The 18275-nt window shown below is 30.4% G+C and carries 14 protein-coding genes; 7 read left to right on the top strand and 7 right to left on the bottom strand.

Going from position 1 to position 18275, the window contains the following annotated elements:
- A partial coding sequence (locus U9R42_01065) for a hypothetical protein (protein MEA3494606.1) occupies positions 1-1665 on the top strand: 1665 nt, incomplete at its 5' end.
- A gap of 247 nt (positions 1666-1912) precedes the next feature.
- Here U9R42_01065 and U9R42_01060 read toward each other — a convergent pair.
- From U9R42_01060 to U9R42_01030, 7 genes are all read right to left on the bottom strand, one after another.
- Positions 1913-4450, bottom strand: a complete 2538-nt coding sequence (locus U9R42_01060) for an alkaline phosphatase family protein (GenBank protein ID MEA3494605.1) — start codon at positions 4448-4450, stop codon at positions 1913-1915.
- A complete protein-coding gene (locus tag U9R42_01055; GenBank protein MEA3494604.1) occupies positions 4447-4611 on the bottom strand; it encodes a hypothetical protein in 165 nt (54 codons plus the stop codon). The genes U9R42_01060 and U9R42_01055 overlap by 4 nt, the downstream gene beginning before the upstream one ends.
- A gap of 140 nt (positions 4612-4751) precedes the next feature.
- Positions 4752-6113: an AAA family ATPase gene (locus tag U9R42_01050; protein ID MEA3494603.1), complete on the bottom strand. Its 1362-nt coding sequence runs from the start codon at positions 6111-6113 to the stop codon at positions 4752-4754.
- A 217-nt stretch (positions 6114-6330) separates the two neighbouring features.
- Entirely contained in the window at positions 6331-9642 is a 3312-nt protein-coding gene (locus U9R42_01045; protein MEA3494602.1) for an efflux RND transporter permease subunit, read from the bottom strand.
- Positions 9643-9729: 87 nt separating this feature from the next.
- Positions 9730-10872: an efflux RND transporter periplasmic adaptor subunit gene (locus tag U9R42_01040; protein MEA3494601.1), complete on the bottom strand. Its 1143-nt coding sequence runs from the start codon at positions 10870-10872 to the stop codon at positions 9730-9732.
- A gap of 13 nt (positions 10873-10885) precedes the next feature.
- Positions 10886-12253, bottom strand: a complete 1368-nt coding sequence (locus U9R42_01035) for a TolC family protein (GenBank protein ID MEA3494600.1) — start codon at positions 12251-12253, stop codon at positions 10886-10888.
- A gap of 6 nt (positions 12254-12259) precedes the next feature.
- Positions 12260-12877 (bottom strand): TetR/AcrR family transcriptional regulator, encoded by a 618-nt coding sequence (locus U9R42_01030; protein ID MEA3494599.1) that lies wholly within the window; start codon positions 12875-12877, stop codon positions 12260-12262.
- A gap of 470 nt (positions 12878-13347) precedes the next feature.
- Here U9R42_01030 and U9R42_01025 point away from each other — a divergent pair, with 470 nt between their 5' ends.
- The 6 genes from U9R42_01025 to U9R42_01000 all read left to right on the top strand — a co-directional run bounded on the left by U9R42_01025 (position 13348) and on the right by U9R42_01000 (position 18195).
- The gene (locus U9R42_01025; protein ID MEA3494598.1) at positions 13348-13596 is read left to right on the top strand and encodes an OadG family protein; all 249 of its coding nucleotides are present in this window, start codon (positions 13348-13350) and stop codon (positions 13594-13596) included.
- Between the two features lie 63 nt (positions 13597-13659).
- Positions 13660-15567, top strand: a complete 1908-nt coding sequence (locus U9R42_01020) for a biotin/lipoyl-containing protein (protein MEA3494597.1) — start codon at positions 13660-13662, stop codon at positions 15565-15567.
- A gap of 14 nt (positions 15568-15581) precedes the next feature.
- Positions 15582-16796 (top strand): sodium ion-translocating decarboxylase subunit beta, encoded by a 1215-nt coding sequence (locus U9R42_01015; protein ID MEA3494596.1) that lies wholly within the window; start codon positions 15582-15584, stop codon positions 16794-16796.
- 194 nt (positions 16797-16990) lie between these two features.
- Positions 16991-17329, top strand: a complete 339-nt coding sequence (locus U9R42_01010; GenBank protein MEA3494595.1) for a type II toxin-antitoxin system HigB family toxin — start codon at positions 16991-16993, stop codon at positions 17327-17329.
- 2 nt (positions 17330-17331) lie between these two features.
- A complete protein-coding gene (locus U9R42_01005) occupies positions 17332-17892 on the top strand; it encodes a helix-turn-helix transcriptional regulator (protein MEA3494594.1) in 561 nt (186 codons plus the stop codon).
- 153 nt (positions 17893-18045) lie between these two features.
- On the top strand, positions 18046-18195 hold the full coding sequence (locus tag U9R42_01000; protein MEA3494593.1) for a hypothetical protein: 150 nt from the start codon (positions 18046-18048) through the stop codon (positions 18193-18195).
- Positions 18196-18275 lie beyond the last annotated feature (80 nt).

Raw genomic sequence — 18275 nt, 5'->3', positions numbered from 1 at the left:
CCAATAAATGGTACAACTTATTATGGAATACGGTGGACAGGTACTACTAATGCGATATGGGAAACAGCTTCAAATTGGTATAATTCTGTGATTCCTGATGCACTTCAAACATGTCAAATTATTGGGAGCTTAACTAATTATCCCCAAATAAACTCTAATGTAGAAATCACTAAATTAGTAGTGGAAAGTGGTGCAAGTATAACAATTAATCCGACATATTCTCTTACCGTTACAGGAACACTTACTAACAATGCAGGAAATAGCGGAGTTGTTGTTGCATCAACCTCATCAGGTACGGGTAACCTTATTCATAGTACACAAAATGTTGCAGGAACTGTTAAAAGATATATAGCAGGTAGTACATCAAATCCTTATCATTTTATTTCTTCACCAATTGATGGTGCAGCTTTTTCTTCTATTTGGTCAACTGGCGATTATAATGTGTATTGGTATGATGAAACTGATAATGATGTAGATATGGATGTTGGATGGACAAGAATTTCTTCAGGAACTTTAACAAATGGTAGAGGTTATGCAATTGTAGGAGATGCAAATAAAACTTTAAGTATTACAGGTGATTTAACTGTTCCTGACGATATATCTACAATAAGTGTTTCTTATACTGCAACAACTGGAACTTATCCAAATGGCGATCCTCGTGGTTGGAATTTAATAGGTAATCCATTTCCTACAGCTTTAACAGCTTCTACTTTTATTACTGACAATACATCAAGCTTAGGTAGCTCGTGGCAAGCATTGTATTATTTTGATGATGCAAATGGAGACAGGACAAGGACTGCGGATTATTCTACAAGGACAACCACAATAGGAGCTGCCGGTTCGGGGGCTGCCTCAGGAGCTCCAACCGACAAAATCCCTGTTGGTCAGGGATTTTTTGTTAATGTAAATTCAGGGGTAAGTACTTTAAGTGTTACTGCTGCTCAAAGAACAACAAACGCAGGTAGTCAATTTTTTATTCCCGCTATTGATTATATAAATAATATTTGGGTTTACGTAGAAGGTCCATCTAATAATTATAACGAAATTGCTTTTTCGTTTTTAGCAAAAGCTACTAAAAATCATGACCCTATATTTGATGCTGCTAAATTAAGAGGCAATCCTGATATTGCATTGTATTCATTTGTTAAGGATAGTGATGTTGAATATGTTATTCAAGGAAGACCTCTTTTTAAAAATGAAGATATTGTAAATATTGGAATTCATGCAGGTGTAGAAGGTGAATATACCTTCAAAATGAAAAAATCAACTAATTCTTCCAATACAGAAAATGTTTATCTTATTGATTTATACAAAAATAAAACAACTCAAATTACTAATACATCAGGATATACGATATACCTATCACCTAATGAATATAAAGACAGGTTTTTATTGAAGTTTGAGAATAAAGCTAATTCTAATGATGAAAAATTAACTGAGAGTTCCGAGATTGAAGTATTTATTTATAATAATAAAATTCATTTTATAAATACTGACTTTGAAGGAGAAGTAATTGTTTCTGACATTCTTGGAAAAACTTTATTAAACTTTAATTTATGTAAAACTGAAAACAGAAATGTTTATCTTCCTGAATATAGAGGAGTTGTAATTGTTAAGTTAGTTGACAAAAAAGGGATAACTACTAAAAAACTATATTCAAGATAAAAATTGTTTATTACTACTCAGCAGGTATAAGATATTGAGGCTTATAGATATGCCACAGATTCACAGATTGATTTTACTTGATTTAATGAATAATTCTACCTTCGTTATTTTTTAAATCTGTGAATCTGTCTTTGACAGACGTAGTCTTACTTCTATTACACTTAGCATATCTTCGACAGACGAAGTCTGTGGCTTTTATATTCTGTAAAGTTGCTGAGTAGTAACGATTGTTTTATTCTAAAGTCCTTTACACTTTATTCCTATAAAGATTAGGGTCAATAACGCTTTTCATTTTATCAGTATCAAGTTGAGAATCAAGAAATTCATTTATTTTATTTATTTCAGTATCAGGATTTTCAATTACTGATTTGTAATCAACATAAATCAAATTTACATTAGGTTCTTTCTTTTGCCAAACATCAATTTTTTCCAATTCTTTTTCAAAAGCTTTGGCAATTCCCATTGGAAAAGCATTGCCTTTTTTACCAAGCATTTTTTGCTGTGAAGATAGAATTTCATACATATTTCTCTGCATGAATATTATTTTATATTCTAAATCTTTAGGGAGATTTGCTAATAACTGTGCAATAACTTTTACTGATTTTCCTTCTGCAGTGTAAATGCAACTGTTGTTACTTCTTAATTTTTTTACAGAACTATACTCGTAATATCCTTTAGGATTATTTTCGTTTGCTTTTCTTTTATCATCAACTAATACTTCTATGCCTCCGGCTTCAAGCATTTGCATCATCAAAGATGTTCCTGCTCTTGGTAAGCCCGAAACAATTGTTACTTTGCCTTTCATAAGTTCATTTAATATATTTTGATGAAATTCTGCTCTTTCTATGTTTTTATAATTATTTTGATAAATATTTACCAACCATTTTCTTGCTTTTGTTAGTTTTGGTGCCATTGTAAGGCAAACTTCAAATGCTTCTGATGATTCTTTATATTTTTTCATCATAAATAAAGTTTCCCCAAGGTGATAATGTGCAGGTGGAAAATGATAAATCAATCCTATAGCATTCAAAATTTCATTAGCAGCTTCTTCATATTTTCCTTGCCTTAGCAATGAAAGTCCTAAACCATGAAAAGCACCTACACTTGAATCATCAATTGAAAGAGCTTTCTCAAATGTCGTTTGGGCTTTTTCGTATCGCCTTGTTATCAAATAAAGCTTTCCTAATTCAATGTGAATTCCCGGTAAACGCGGATTGCTTTTTTCTGCTTTTTTTAAAAATTCAAGTGCTTTTTTTGATTTTCCCTGATTAGTAAGAAGTATGCCTTCTAAAAGGTCTGCATTTGGTATTGCCCTGTTGTCAATTGTTCTGAGATGTTTTAATATCTTAGTGGTTTTTTCAAAGTTCTGAACTTTAAGATAATTATTTGCAAGGTCTAAGTTGTAGCGGATATCTTTATTATCCTTTTCAAAAAGCTTTTCAAGAATATCTATGGCTTTAGAATAATTCTTATTACTTGAATGAACACGAGACAAATTATATTTTGCTTCATTAGCTGTTTTTTCCATTGCAATTTTTTTGTCTTTTCCGGGGTCTTCAATATATCCTAATTCTACAAGTTGTTGCAGTGCTTCTGCCGATTCAAAAGCATCTTCTTGTTCTGTGGGAGGATGAGTTCCAAAGTCTCCTTCAATTTCTTCCCATGAATTAATTATTTCAGGAATAACTTTTTTGTCAAAAATATTAGTAAGAACTTTACCGTCCATATCTTTTCCTACCGGTAAACCAAACATTGTTAAAATCGTTGGTGTTATGTCCAACAATGAAGCACCATAAATTCTTTCATCTTTTTTAATATTTGGTCCGCTTACGCAAAATATTCCGTAGGGGCTATGCTCAAGAGCAGGAGCAGCAGGAATTTTGGGTAAACTTTCAGGTCTTAAATGGTCGGAATGGAATCCATGATCGGAAATTAAAATTACTGTTGTGTCTTTATCTGCAAGTTGTAAAAGACGTTCAAGCATCATGTCGTGATAAATATAGCCTCCTTTTACAACATCTTTATAATATTCAAATAAGTTATCAGGAATACCACTTCTTTGGGGTGGATGAAATTTCATAAAACCATGGCAGTAGTGATCAATGGAATCAAAATAAACAGCCATAAAATCCCAGTCTGTGTTTTCCATTAGATGTGTAGATGATGCTTGGATACTTGCTGCATCGGCAGTAATTTTTGCTACGGAAGTAATTCGTTTATCTTTTTTCTGGTCAATTTTTGCTGCGAGAGGAACAAAGGGTAAAATATGGTTTTCAGTTAATTCTCCGGGATGTACTCTCATGCTTCGTAGTTCCTTAACCATAGATTTTGGGTGAATTGTTCCTTTCAACATTTTCCATATTTTTCCATATTCCGCATTTGCTTGCTGATAGAAATTTGAAATCATTGTTCCATTGATTGGTTCTGCCGGATGACTGGGCCACCATCCCACAACATTTGATTTCATTCCTTCTTTATGTAGAATGTTCCAGATGGCTTTTACTTTTCGGGATGTTACATTTACAGGTCGTATTCCACCTTTTTGGGAGTCAGGTTCAGCAAAGCCAAGTATTCCATGTTTGTCTGCTTTTTTCCCTGTAGCTATTGAAGTCCAAAGCATAGGCGAAAGAGGAGGATCCAGTGTAGCAAGATTAGCTATAACACCATTGTTAACTAATTTTTCCAATGCAGGCATTTGTCCCGAATCCATTAACGGATTTATAACTTTCCAGTCAGCTGCATCCCAGCCTATCAATAATACTTTTTTTGCCAGTGCTTTACTCATGAATTATTTTTTTGATTTTTTTTCAAAATAGCTTCTCTTCTTACTTTTCGCCATGCTTTTAAGCCTACCGCCCCTAATGCCAAAAGTCCAATTGAACCTTTTTCGGGTATGATAAATTCGGTTTTCTTATCTTTAGATGGTTTATTCTTTTTATTTTCCATATTATCAAAGTTAATAATCCAAAAGTGCTTGAAGTACCTTAAAGACTTAAAGTATTTTTTATTGCAAAGATGCAAATATTTAAATTAAAAAAAAACTGATAGAACAATAATTGAGTTCTATTATTTTTTAAATAATTAATTCAAATTTTTATATTTTGTATGTTTCCTGCAAAATATAATGGTAATGAAATTAGTTTATATTTAAGTTCTTTATTATTATTTTTAAATCTTATACTTGCTGTAAGATTTTCCCCATAATTCGGTAAGTCAAGATTAAAACGAATACCGATATCTTTATTTTTTTCAACAAAAAAAACATGCATAGATTTTAATGTTCCTGTTTTTCCTGCTTTTACTTCTACGGGATAAATTGTATTTTCTTTTTGAATTAAATAATCAATTTCAGCATTAGAGTTTTTTGCTTCTCTTATCCAATAATATAATTTTCCTTGTTTAAAAAACTGAAGCGAAGCAATAAATTCCTGTCCTACAAATTGTTCTGCAAGTGCTCCTTCAAAATCTGTAATTAAATTTTTAATATCTGTAAGTTTTATTTGGGCGATATGATTTGCCAGTCCAATATCAATAAAAACAGGTTTAAAAGTATCATTATCTACATATTGAGTAATTGGAACATTTGCCGATTTTGTTTTTCTTACCAAATGAATTATACGACTTAATTCAAGTTTATGCAAGGCTTCTTTTAAATGAGATGAATGAACATTCTTGTTGATGTTTACATATTTTACTTTTCTGCCAATATTATTTGCCGAATATTGAAGTGTATCTTTTAAATAATCTTGTTGTTTGCGTGTTCCGTATTTAGCAAAATCATATTGTAATGAAGTAATAATACTTGAATGTATTTTCTCAACTTCTATCAGGTTTTGGGTGTTAATGTAAGTTTTTATTGCTTCAGGCATTCCTCCAATAAAAAAATATAAACGTAAATAATCAGTTATTTTACTGTGTATTAACTTGCTAAATTGATTATTCAACGAAAAACTTTCTATATAATCTATAAGTACTTTCTCTCCCAATGCAAGTAAAAATTCTTTAAAATTAAGTGGATACATATAGGCAAATTCTACTCTGCCAACCGGCATTGAATATTGCATTTCATTTAATGTGTGGTCTAATAATGAACCTGCTGCAATAATATGTAAATCAGGCATTTGTTCGTGAAAATATCGTAATACTGTTATTGCATCCTGAGATAGCTGTATTTCGTCTATGAAAAGCAGAGATTTACCAGGAATGATTGGTTTATTAAAAAAAACCGATAATTCATTAATAATGTTACGAGGATTTTTGTCTTTAAAAAATGATTTCAAATTCTCGTTCTCTTCAAGGTTGATTTTTAAATATTGTTTAAAATGCTTTTCCCCAAATTTTGTTATTGTATATGTTTTTCCAACCTGTCTTGCACCTCTTATGATTAATGGTTTCCTATTTTTATTACTTTTCCATTGCTTTAGATAATCTTCGATTTGCCTTTTCATTCTATTATTTTTTTATGCAAAGATACTAAAAAGTTTATCAATAAGTCAAATATAATATTGGATTTCTGACTAAAACAACACAAAACACTATTGGAAAATAGACTAAAAGACTACGAAACACCATTGGATTTTGGATTAAAATTTTACAACCTCCCCCTTAAGTGTTTGTTGGTTATACTTTCACTCAAAAACTCACATTTTTTTCAAATTGTACAAATTACTTCTTTTCCTTTTTTAGTGAAAGCATAGAAGGAACAATTATCAATGTAAGAAATGTTGCGAAAGAAAGACCGAAAATTATTGTCCATGAAAGTGGTTTCCAAAACATTGCATTGTCTCCTCCAAAATAAATTTTAGGGTCAAGAGTTGTGAAAAATGATGCAAAGTCAATATTCATTCCTATGGCAAGAGGTAATAATCCCAAGATAGTGGAAGTAGCAGTAAGAATTACAGGTATCAGTCTTATAGCACCTGCTTCAATTATTGCTTCTTTTCTATCCCCACCTTTAGCAATTAACACATCGGCATAGTCAATTAATATTATTGCATTTTTCACAACAATACCACCAACAGCAATAATTCCCATTCCTGTCATAATTACTGAGATATCTAAGTTGAAAATTATCAATCCCAATAAAACACCAATCAAACTGAAAATAATTTGAACAACAATTATCAATGGTTTTGAAATTGAATTAAATTGAGTTACAAGAATTATAAATATTAACACTAATGCAAGTAAGAAAGCAAAACTAAGAAATTGTGAATTTTCTTTTTGGTCTTGTTGCTCACCTGTAAATTTAAATTTATAACCTTTAGGCATTTCAAAATCTGTCAATTTTGTTTTAAGATTTTGAACAATTTCATTTGCATTATAGCCTTCAAGAACATTTGAATAAATTGTAATAACTCTTTTATGGTCTTTTCTAATTATCCCTCCATAAGATGAAGCATATTCTACATCAGCAACTGCTGAAATCGGAATTTTGTTTACTCCTCCATTTCTTCCACCACCGGGAACTACCATTGTTATATTCATTAGTGCATCAAGATTGTCTCTATATTTTTCCTTCAATCTCATTTTTATATCATATTCATCTTCGCCTTCTCTGTATGTTGAAATGTCTTTTCCATACAGTGCATTTCTCAATGTCATTCCTATATATCCTGTGTTTACACCAAGTTTGTTTGCTTTTGAGCGATTAATATTAATAATTAATTCAGGTTTGTTTGTTTCAAGGTCTGTTTTTAATTCTTCAATACCTGCTACATTTATTGAATTAATATATTCTTTAAGAGCATCTACAATAGGAATCAGTTGAGTGTAATTTTCTCCTGAGACTTCAAGATTAATTGGCTTTCCAACGCGAGGTCCATTAGCTTCTTTTACAACAGTAATTTCTGCTCCGGGAATATCAACAACTTCTTTTCTTAATATTTTTATGTATTTTGAAGTATTCTTTACTTCTCTGTCTTTGTATTCTTTAAATCCAACAGTTACTTTTCCAAGATTTGCCTGTGTCATTCTTTCAAAGAGGCTTTCTCCTGCGTTTATTGCAACATTTGAAATTATTGATTCAACACTGGGATTATTTTCTCCCAATATGTTAAAAACTTTATTTTCTACAACTTTTGTAACGGAATCGGTAACTTCAATTGCAGTACCTGAAGGCATTTTTATATAAGCATAAATTGTATTTGGTTCACCTTTGGGAAAGAAAACTATTTTTGGAGTTTTTACACCCATTAAAAAGAAAGTGAATATTAAAAGAATGATTGTTGAAGCTATTACCAAGTAACCCCTTTTACCTTTAATTAAAAATGAAAGAGTGTTTTTATAGACATTCATTATCGCAGGAATTCCTTTACTTTGGAATTTTTTAATGAGGTTTATTAAAACATATCTTACTATTAAATAAATCAGAAATACAAAAGCTAAAAGGTTTCCTATAAAATTTACTTTAACGAGATAGGAAAATACAACTATTGCAATCACAACTATTGAAGCAATTAGATTTTTTCTATGGTTAATTACCACTTTTTTATCAGCACGATATTTCATGAATGTAACAGCAAAAACAGGGTTCATAACATAAGCAACAAGCATTGAAGCTGTAAGTGTGATAATTATTGTTGCAGGAATATAAACCATAAATTCGCCCATTATTCCCGGCCAAAACATGAGTGGAAAAAAAGGAGCCATTGTGGTAAGAGTACCTGAAAAAACAGGACCTGCAACTTCTGCTACTGCTTTCTTTGATGCTTTTGCAATCGAAAGGTTTTCCGTATTCATGTAATGCCGATGAATATTTTCTACAACAACAATGGAGTTGTCAACAACAATTCCCAGTACAAGAATAAATGCCATTAAAACAACCATGTTCATTGTAAATCCTGCCAAATTCACAAAAATAAAGGCAATTGTCATAGACAATGGAATTGCAATAGCTACAAATAACGAATTGTCAACGCCCATAAAAAACATAAGAACAAGAACAACGATAATAAATCCAAGAATAATTGTATTAAAAAGATTGCTAATACTATTTCTGGTAATTGTACTTTGGTCACCAGTTGTTTTTACTATCAGGTTTGGAGAGGCTGTTTCTTTAAAATCTTCAAGTGTTTTATCTATTTTGTCAACTGCATTGATAAGATTTTTTCCTGTTTTTTTAATTACGTTTAGAGTAATTATCTCCTGACCGTTAAGTCTGGAGTAGCTTTCTCTGTCGGCATATCCATCTTTAACTTCGGCAATTTCTTTAAGTTTTACACCATTAAGTAAAATGATGTTTTCAAGGTCTTTAATACTTTTGAATTCACCCAAGATTCTTAATGTCCTTTGAACACCGTCTGATTCTACTGTACCTGAAGAAATTGTCATATTTTCAAAAGCTACAGCTCTTTCAATCATGTCAAAAGAAATATTCGTAGCTTGCATTTTATAAAGGTCAACTTCTATTTGAAATTCTCTTTCAAGTGCACCTACTATATCCACTCTGGTAACTTCCTCCATTCCTTCAATTTCATCTTGCAACTCATCAGCATATTCTTTGAGTTTATCCATCCCAAGATCTCCTGATAAATTGATATATAAAATAGGCATTTCCGAAATATTTATTTCACTTACGCTAGGGTCACTTAAAATTCCTGAAGGAAGATCGGATTTTGATTTATCAACTGCATCATTTACATCTTTAAAAGCATCATCAGCATTTACACTTGTTTCAAATTCAATAAAAATCATTGAAAAATCTTGTATTGATTTACTTGACAATTCTTTAATTCCATCAATGCCTTTCAGTTGCTTTTCAATTGGGCGTGTTACAAGGTTTTCAATATCTTCAGGAGAAGTTCCGGGATAAATTGTAGTAATTGAATAATAAGGAAATACAACTTCAGGAAAACTTTCTTTTGGTGTTGATTGATAAGACATTACACCAAATATTATTAGTACAACTGTAAAGAAATATATGGTTGTTTTATTGTTAACTGCAAAATTTGTTATTGCGAATTTTTTTTCTTTCATCTGTTTATATTTTTGTTAATATCTATTTTTTTTATTTCAGTATTCGTTATTCCTTGTTCTATATTCGATATTATTTCCATCTGTTTGTTATTTATTTTTAATTATTAATACCTGACCATCAGAAAGGTTGTTGTGTCCGTCTGTAATTATTTTATCACCTTCTTTAAGTCCTGAAATTATTTCAACATTTTCTTTGTTTGTTTTCCCTAAAACAACTTCTCTAATTTTAGCAATATTTTCTTTTCCTTTTTTCTCGGAAATAAAAACAAATGTTTTGTTTTGTTTTTTGTGAACAATTTTACGTGGAATAACTATAGCTTTTTTGTTTTTATAATCGGCAATTGTTAACACAACATTCATGTTGGGTAAAACACCTTTAATATCGGAAGGAACGCTTAACTCAATATTAAAAGTTCTGTTATCCGAAATAACTTTTGATACTGCGGAGATTGATCTTTCAAAAGAGGTATCAATACTTGGTATTTCAATAATTACTTTGTTTCCTACTTTTACATCATTTATGTAGTTTTCAGAGATAGGTGCTTTTATTTTAAGAGAAGTCAAACGGACTACTCTAATTCCTCCCATTGCACCTGATTCGCCAACTTTAAGATTTATTTCATCAATTGTGCCTGTGATTGGTGATATTACTTGGTTGAGCTTGTATTGTTCGTACATTGCAGCAAGTTGTTTTTCAAGTGCTTCTTTGTTGTTTTTACTTTGTAAATATTGAATTTCACTTCCAATTTCTTTATCCCACAATCTTTTTTGTCTTTCATAAACGGTTTTTGCTAATTCATATCGCTTCTCTAATTGTGCAATGGATTTTTTCATTATCGAAGCATCCATTTCGGCAAGTAGCTGTCCTTTACTAACTTTGTCGCCTTCGCTTACATAAATATTTTTTACAATTGTTTGGCTTTGAGAAGGAATCAATATATTTTTATCAGATTCTATATTCCCTTGAACTTCAATAGTGTGCTTAAAATTTACTGTTTTTATTTCTTTTGTTTTTACAGCAATTGTTTTTACCTCTTTTTCATTGTTTTTATTCTCAGACTTTAATTCATTTTCCAGCTTTTCAATTTTTTCACTGATTTTTTGTTGCTGAGTTTTTAATTTTTCAAGTTGCTTTGTTTTATCTCCTTGTCCACATGATACAAGAAACAATGCTATTAATGCATAAATCGTTACATTTTTCATTCTTTTCATATTTATATATCTTTTCATTTTCTTTTTAAATTTAATTTTTGTTCAATAAATTTTCTAATTTATTTTTTGAATTAAGTAATTCGTTAACAGTATTAAAATAATTTGACTGTGCCTGCAAATACTGTGAACTTGCTTGTGTTAAATCCATACTTGAAGAAATACCTTCTTTATATTTTATTGCAGTTTTATCATAAATCTTTTTTGTCAATTCAAGGTTTGATTTTTCATTAAGAAATTTTTCATAAGCAGTACGTAAAGATATTTGTGCTTTTTCAACTTCAAGTCTTAAGCCCTGTATTGCCATCTTTCTTTGGTTTCTTGTTTTCTCCAATTCAATATCTGCTTGTTTTACTTTTGACAATCGCTCACCAAAACTAAAAATCGGAATACTCATATTTGCTCCAAACATATTTGGCATTGAAAAATCAAAGTCTGCTTTTGCTGATTTTTCTTGGTGGTTGTAAAAAGCTGTTATCGTTGGTAAAAACATTGATTTTTCACGTTTAAGATTTAGCATTTGCAAATTTTCTTGTGTTTGAAGTAACTTATAAGTTGGATTGTTTGAAATATCATAATTGTCGTTAAATAATGTTTCAATACTTATTTCTTTAACAATGTCTTCAAGTTTTTCAGAAAGTGAAATGAGGTTATCAAGCTCTATTCCCATTTGAAATTTTAATAATCTATATGCTATTTGAACTTGTCTTTCAAGAGCTTTTTCTGCGTTTGCAATTGTTATTTTAGTATATTTAATTTGGTCAACATCAGTGTTCTCTACAAAACCTTCTTTGTGCAATTCTGTTAGTTCTAATAAAGTTTTATTGATATTTATATGATTTTGATTTAAAATTTTCAAGCTTTCTTCTGCTGCCAAAATCATATAATAAGTATTTGCTACTTCTTCTTTTACATCATTCTCCGATTGTTCAAGACTATGTTGTGATAATTTCTTAAATACTTTGCTTGCTTGCAAGCCAACAATGTACGCTCCACTAAAAACTAATTGGGATACAGTAGCATCAAGAGTAACAGAATTTTCAACACCAAGTTTCATGGGTATTGTTTGATATCCCATGCTTATCATTTCAGGTCCGTATCCGGGAGCATCTACCGGATTTATTAAATAGGGTGTAGCAAAAGACATTTCCGGAACAGTAGGCAAATATGTATAAGCAACTTTTGCACTAACATGGGGTAAACCCATTGCTGTGGTTTCCCATATTTTCTTTTTTGCTTTTTCAATGTCTAATTTTGCGTTTTTTACATTTGCATTATTTTTTAATGCATATTCTTGTGCCTCTTTTAAACTAAAAGTTTGAGATTCTTGTGCTTTAATTTGAAAATTGTAAACAATTATCAAACAAAAGCTTAATAAAATTGTGATTCTTCTTTTGTTCATGTTTTCTTAAATCTTAAATTTTAATGATTTTCGTTTTTTTTCAAAATATTCAATTCCTTTTTGATTAGAAATCCCTCTTATGTAGTTGACAAACATTTCTTCAAATATTCTTTCAAATGAAAATATTTCAGGTGAAAAAACATTTTCATCTGTCATACCTTCAATTTTTTTTATGTAAATTCTTGAAGTAAGTTTTATATCAATATCTTTTCTGTAAAGTCCTTCCGTTATTCCTTTTTTTAAGTTTCTTTCAATCCTCTCACAGTGTATTTGCATTTTCAACTGCCTATGTTTCTGATGAATTTCCGGATAATACTTAGAAAGCTCATGCATAAGATAAGGATTTACCTTTGTAATTATTTTGCTTAACATTTTGCTAACTTCTAATAAAATATCAATTGCATTCAGATTTTCTATGTTTCTCAAAAAAAACTCATTTTTATTATTTCTATCCAGTTCAAGTATTTTGTCTATTAGATCACCTTTATTTTTAACATATTTGTACAAGGTCTTTTTTGAAATTCCAATTTCACGACATATATCATCCATAGAAACAGATCTTATTCCGTATTTAAAAAATACTTTTCCTGCTTTTTTAAATATTTCTGATGATTTATTTTCCACTTTTTTGTCTTTTACTTCTTAAATAAAATAATTTTCAGCTTACAAAGGTATAACGAAGGATACTTAAGAAACGAATTATTATTGAAATGTTTCCATTGTTTCTTTGAAATTATTTTACCATTTCCAATTTGTATCTTGCATCCTGTTCATTGTACTGGTTTTAGACAATTCATGAATTGTTTCTACATGGTTTCATTATGCACCTATTTGCTGGGTTTAGACAATTCATGAATTGTTTCTACATGGTTTCATTATGCACCTATTTGCTGGGCTTAGACAATTCATGAATTGTCTCTACATTCCTGCATCCTGCATCTTGCATCCTGCATCCTGCATCTTGCATCCTGCATCCTGCATTTATTCTGTTCAAAAACATATAATAATATATAAAAAAATTTTATCACAATAAAAAAAAATGATATGTTTGTTGCTGTTTTATTTATAATTTTAAATAATAAAATCTTTTATATATGAATGATTTTAGTACGGCATTGGAACTTATGACAGTGGGAATGTTTACTGTTTTTGTAATTTTATTTTTTGTTGTCATAGTTGGAAATCTTATCATTCGGGTAGTTAATAAGTACTTCCCCGAAGATACATCTAAAAAAATTCAAAGCATAAGTGCTATAAATCCAAAAAAGATTTCTGCAATTGTTTCTGCAATAAATGTGTTTACAAAGGGATCTGCCCGTGTTACAAAAATTGAGAAAATGTAAACTTGTTTAATAAAAATGAATATTAAAAGCCTTAAATAATAAAAATCAAAAAATTGTAATTTTATGAAAAAGCAAAAAATTAAATTTTCATTAGTTTTTCGAGATATGTGGCAATCATCAGGAAAATACGTTCCAAGAGTTGACCAATTAGTTAAAGTTGCTCCTCATATTGTAGAAATGGGATGTTTTGACCGTGTTGAGACCAATGGTGGTGGTTTTGAACAAATAAATTTATTATTTGGAGAAAACCCTAACAATGCAGTAAGAAAGTGGACTAAAACATTTAATGATGCAGGAATACAAACTCACATGCTCGAAAGAGCTCTAAACGGATTAAGGATGAGCCCTGTACCTGCTGATGTGCGAAAATTAATGTTCAAAGTAAAAAAATTACAAGGAACTGATATCTCTCGCTCTTTTGACGGATTAAATGACTCAAGAAATATTATCGATTCAATAAAATATGCCCAAGAAGGAGGGATGATATCTCAGGCAACATTGAGTCTTACATATTCAAAAGTTCATACTGTTGAATACTATGTAAACTTAGGTGATAAGCTTATAAAAAATGGTGCTGACGAACTTTGTATGAAAGATATGGCAGGTATTGCCCGTCCGGGTTGGTTAGGTAAAATTGTTTCGGGAATTAAAAAATTGCATCCTGACACACCTATCCAATATCACGGACATTCAGGACCTGGTTTTGTTATGGCTTCAATTCTTGAAATTGCAAGAGCAGGTGCTGAATATATTGATGTTGCAATGCAACCTCTTTCATGGGGAACAGGTCATGCTGATTTACTCGCTGTACAATCCATGTTGAAAGATGATGGCTTTGAGGTTAAAGAAATTAATATGAAAGCTTACATGAAAGTTCGAAGCTTAATTCAAGAGTTTATGGACGATTTTCTCGGTTATTACATAAATCCAAGAAACCGCTCTATGAATTCACTTCTTATTGGTCCCGGACTCCCCGGTGGAATGATGGGATCACTAATGAGCGACCTTGAAAATAATTTGAAAAGCCTTAACAAATGGATGGTAAAAAGAGATAAGCCAGAACTTACTCAGGATGAATTATTGATAAAATTGTTTGATGAGGTACAATACGTCTGGCCAATGTTAGGCTATCCTCCTTTGGTAACTCCTTACAGTCAATATGTGAAAAATGTTGCACTTATGAATGTAATGCAAATTGAAAAAGGTAAAGAACGCTGGAGCATGATAGCTGATAATGTTTGGGATATGCTAATGGGTAAAAACGGAAAATTACCGGGAGAAATTCATGCTGAACTAAAAGCCCTTGCTAAAGAAGCAGATAAAGAATTTTTTACAGGAACTCCTCAGGAATTGTATCCTGATCAATTGGATGTTTTCCGTAAAGAAATGGATGAAAATTCTTGGGATTATGGACAAGATGATGAAGAATTGATGGAACTTGCTATGCATCCTGCACAATATCGTGATTTTAAATCGGGAGAAGCAAAAAAATCTTTTGAAGCTGATATTAAAACAAGAAAAGCTGAAGGTGGCGGAATTATGGAAGGAACTAATAAGGCTGTTGCTGAACCTAAATTGGAAGCAGACAAAGTTTCTACTGCTTTTGCTCCTCAAAAAATGATTGTTGATGTTGACGGTGAAAAATTTAATGTTACTGTTTCTTCTAATGAGTTTGATGAAAAAGCTCAAACAACAAAAGAAACTGTAGAAGTTTCTTCGCCTGCTCCTTCAAACGAGAAGTTTAAAGAAGTAATTTCACCTTTGGAAGGTAAGTTTTTCCTCACTAAAGAAAATTCAGAGACTCCAATAAAAGTTGGTAATTTGATAAAAGAAGGTGATATTATCGGATATGTGGAAGCAATGAAAACTTTTAATGCTGTTAAATCAGATGTCTCCGGTGAAGTAGTAGAAATTTCGAATCAAGATGGTTCTGAAGTTGACGAAGATGATGTTCTTATTCGATTAAAGTAATTTTCTAAATAATTATAATGGAACTTTTTGAGAATCTTTATAAAATGACTGCTATTCCGGATTTTATTTCTAATCCGGGATTTATTTTAATGATATTAATTGGTGCGTTTTTATTATTTCTTGGTATCAAAAAAAAATATGAACCCTTATTGCTTATTCCAATAGGATTTGGGATAATACTTGCCAATTTACCAGGTGGCGGTATGGGAATAGTGCCTGCAGAAAATATTCAAATTGATGAAAATCATTATAAAAATCTGTTTGAAATTGCAAATGAATATGGAATAATGAATTTTCTTTATTATTCATTAATTAAAACAGGATTTTTGCCTCCTATAATTTTTATGGGAATAGGAGCTTTAACTGATTTCGGACCAATGTTAAGAAATCTTAAGCTTGCTTTTTTTGGTGCTGCTGCACAAATAGGTATTTTTACAGTTTTACTTACTACTGTTGCTTTAGGTTTTTCTCTTAAAGAAGCTGCATCATTAGGTATTATCGGTGGAGCTGACGGTCCAACTGCAATCTACACAACTATTCTTTTGGCTCCTCACTTGTTAGGACCAATTGCTATTGCGGCTTATTCTTATATGGCACTGGTACCCGTTATTATTCCTTTTGTAGTAAAACTTACTTGTAGTAAAAAAGAACTTCAAATTAATATGAAAGAAATGGATATTAAATATCCATCCAAAAGAGAAATAAAGAATTTGAAAGTTGTTAAAATTATCTTCCCTATTGTTTTAGGAATTATAATTGCGATTTTTGTTCCTTCATCAGTACCCCTTCTAGGAATGCTGTTTTTTGGTAATTTAATAAAAGAAGTTGGTTCTACTATTGGGCGTTTAACAGATGCTGCTTCAGGAACTATCCTAAATACTTCCACTATTTTTCTTGGTTTAACAATAGGTGCTACCATGACTTCTAAGGTTTTCTTTGATGAAAAAACAATAATGATTCTAATTGGGGGATTGTTTGCATTTGTTATTTCAATCACAGGAGGTATATTTTTAGTAAAATTGTATAATTTATTCTTTAAAAAGAAAATAAATCCATTGATTGGTGCAACAGGATTAAGTGCTGTACCAATGGCTTCACGTGTTGCTAATGAAATTGCAATTAAACATAATCCCAAAAATCATGTGTTACAGTATTGTATGGCAAGTAACATCTCAGGAGTAATTGGCTCAGCTGTAGCTGCCGGTGTTTTAATTTCTTTCCTTGGCTAAAAAAAGCAAATTATTTTTGAGCAAAGCAGAAATAGCTTTATATTTGACAAAAATTTAATCGGTGGTTAGGGTTATTAGACAGACTGTCGTTAGCGAGTATATATGGTCGATATTTCCAATCTGAAATAAAAATCAAAAAGTTTCATATATAATAGAACAAAAATATTATCTTTGCAATTATAAAACATTTAGATTTGGAAATTTTAGGTAAAGATAGATTAGTAAAATTAAAACGAAAGAACATAGGGAATAGTAAGTTGATTTTTGCTATTGATAAACTAATTTCGGATTTAGAAAAAGCAGAATGGGCAAAAAAAACGGATATTAAACTTACAAGATCAGATGCCGATTGTGTGCATGCTGATGGATTTTATTTCTTTGATATTAATATTCATCGAACGATGGTTTTAATTATTTTTGAGAAAGATGTTGCAATAATTGTTTGGACAGGTTCGCATGATGAATATAATACGATTTTTAAGGGAAATAAAAAGACAATTGAAAATTGGTTAAGGAATCAACAATTAATATAATTATGAAAAGACTAGCTATAAATAATATTTTAAAATTAGAAAATCTGAAAAGTGAAATTGAACACGAAAGGGCATCTTCTTTATATTTAAGACTAAGAAAACAGGAGAAAGAAGATGGTTCTTATGCTTTAATTAGAGAACATCTTAAAAATCTGATTGTGCAATATGAAGCAAATCATTGGTCTGATGAGTTGAAAATCACAGATGAACAAGTAGAAGAAAGTGATTTAGCAGAAACTCTTGTTCGAGCGGAAAATGAATTTAATTACAAAAGAAAGGAATTTATAAAGAATAGGTTAAAAGAATTGGGATTAAAGCAAAATGATTTAGCAAAAATTTTAGGACATAGAAAAGGTTATATGTCTGAGCTAATAAATGGATTAAGACCGTTTTCTAAGGAGGATATTGTAATAATAAATCGTTTATTAAAAATTAGCCTAGATGCTTTAATTCCGCCATTCATAAAACAAGATAAAGTAGCTCATATTAAGAAGACTTTAAAAACTATTAGGAGAAATAAAATTAAACTTACTAAAAAGGATTTTGATTTGCAACTAACTTGATATGTGTCAAATATACACGTCAACACACAATAAACCGAATTGTTTTTCGGAATTTTGAAAAGTTTGTAACTTGGTATAAGTATAATTTGCTTATTCAAAGTTGAGTAAAATGGAAAAAACTGTATTGTTGTACAGTAAAAAAAAATATTATATTTGCGAATAGATTTAAAATTGATTCAAATTTTATTAGAACATAAAAATATTAAAACTACAGAAATTTATACTCATATTACAAACAAGGGATTTGACAAAATTGATAATCCATTGAATAATATTGAATTACGGAGTTTTTCAACAAAATAGATAATGGAAATATAATGAGTGGTCATTATATCCACTCGTTAAGTGCAATTATAAGGAAACGTAAACATTATTCTAAATTG

The sequence above is a fragment of the Bacteroidota bacterium genome (assembly GCA_034723125.1).
GTDB lineage: Bacteria > Bacteroidota > Bacteroidia > CAILMK01 > JAAYUY01 > JAYEOP01.
Note: the sequence above shows the minus strand (reverse complement) of the source record. Positions and strands in the feature narration are given on the sequence as shown.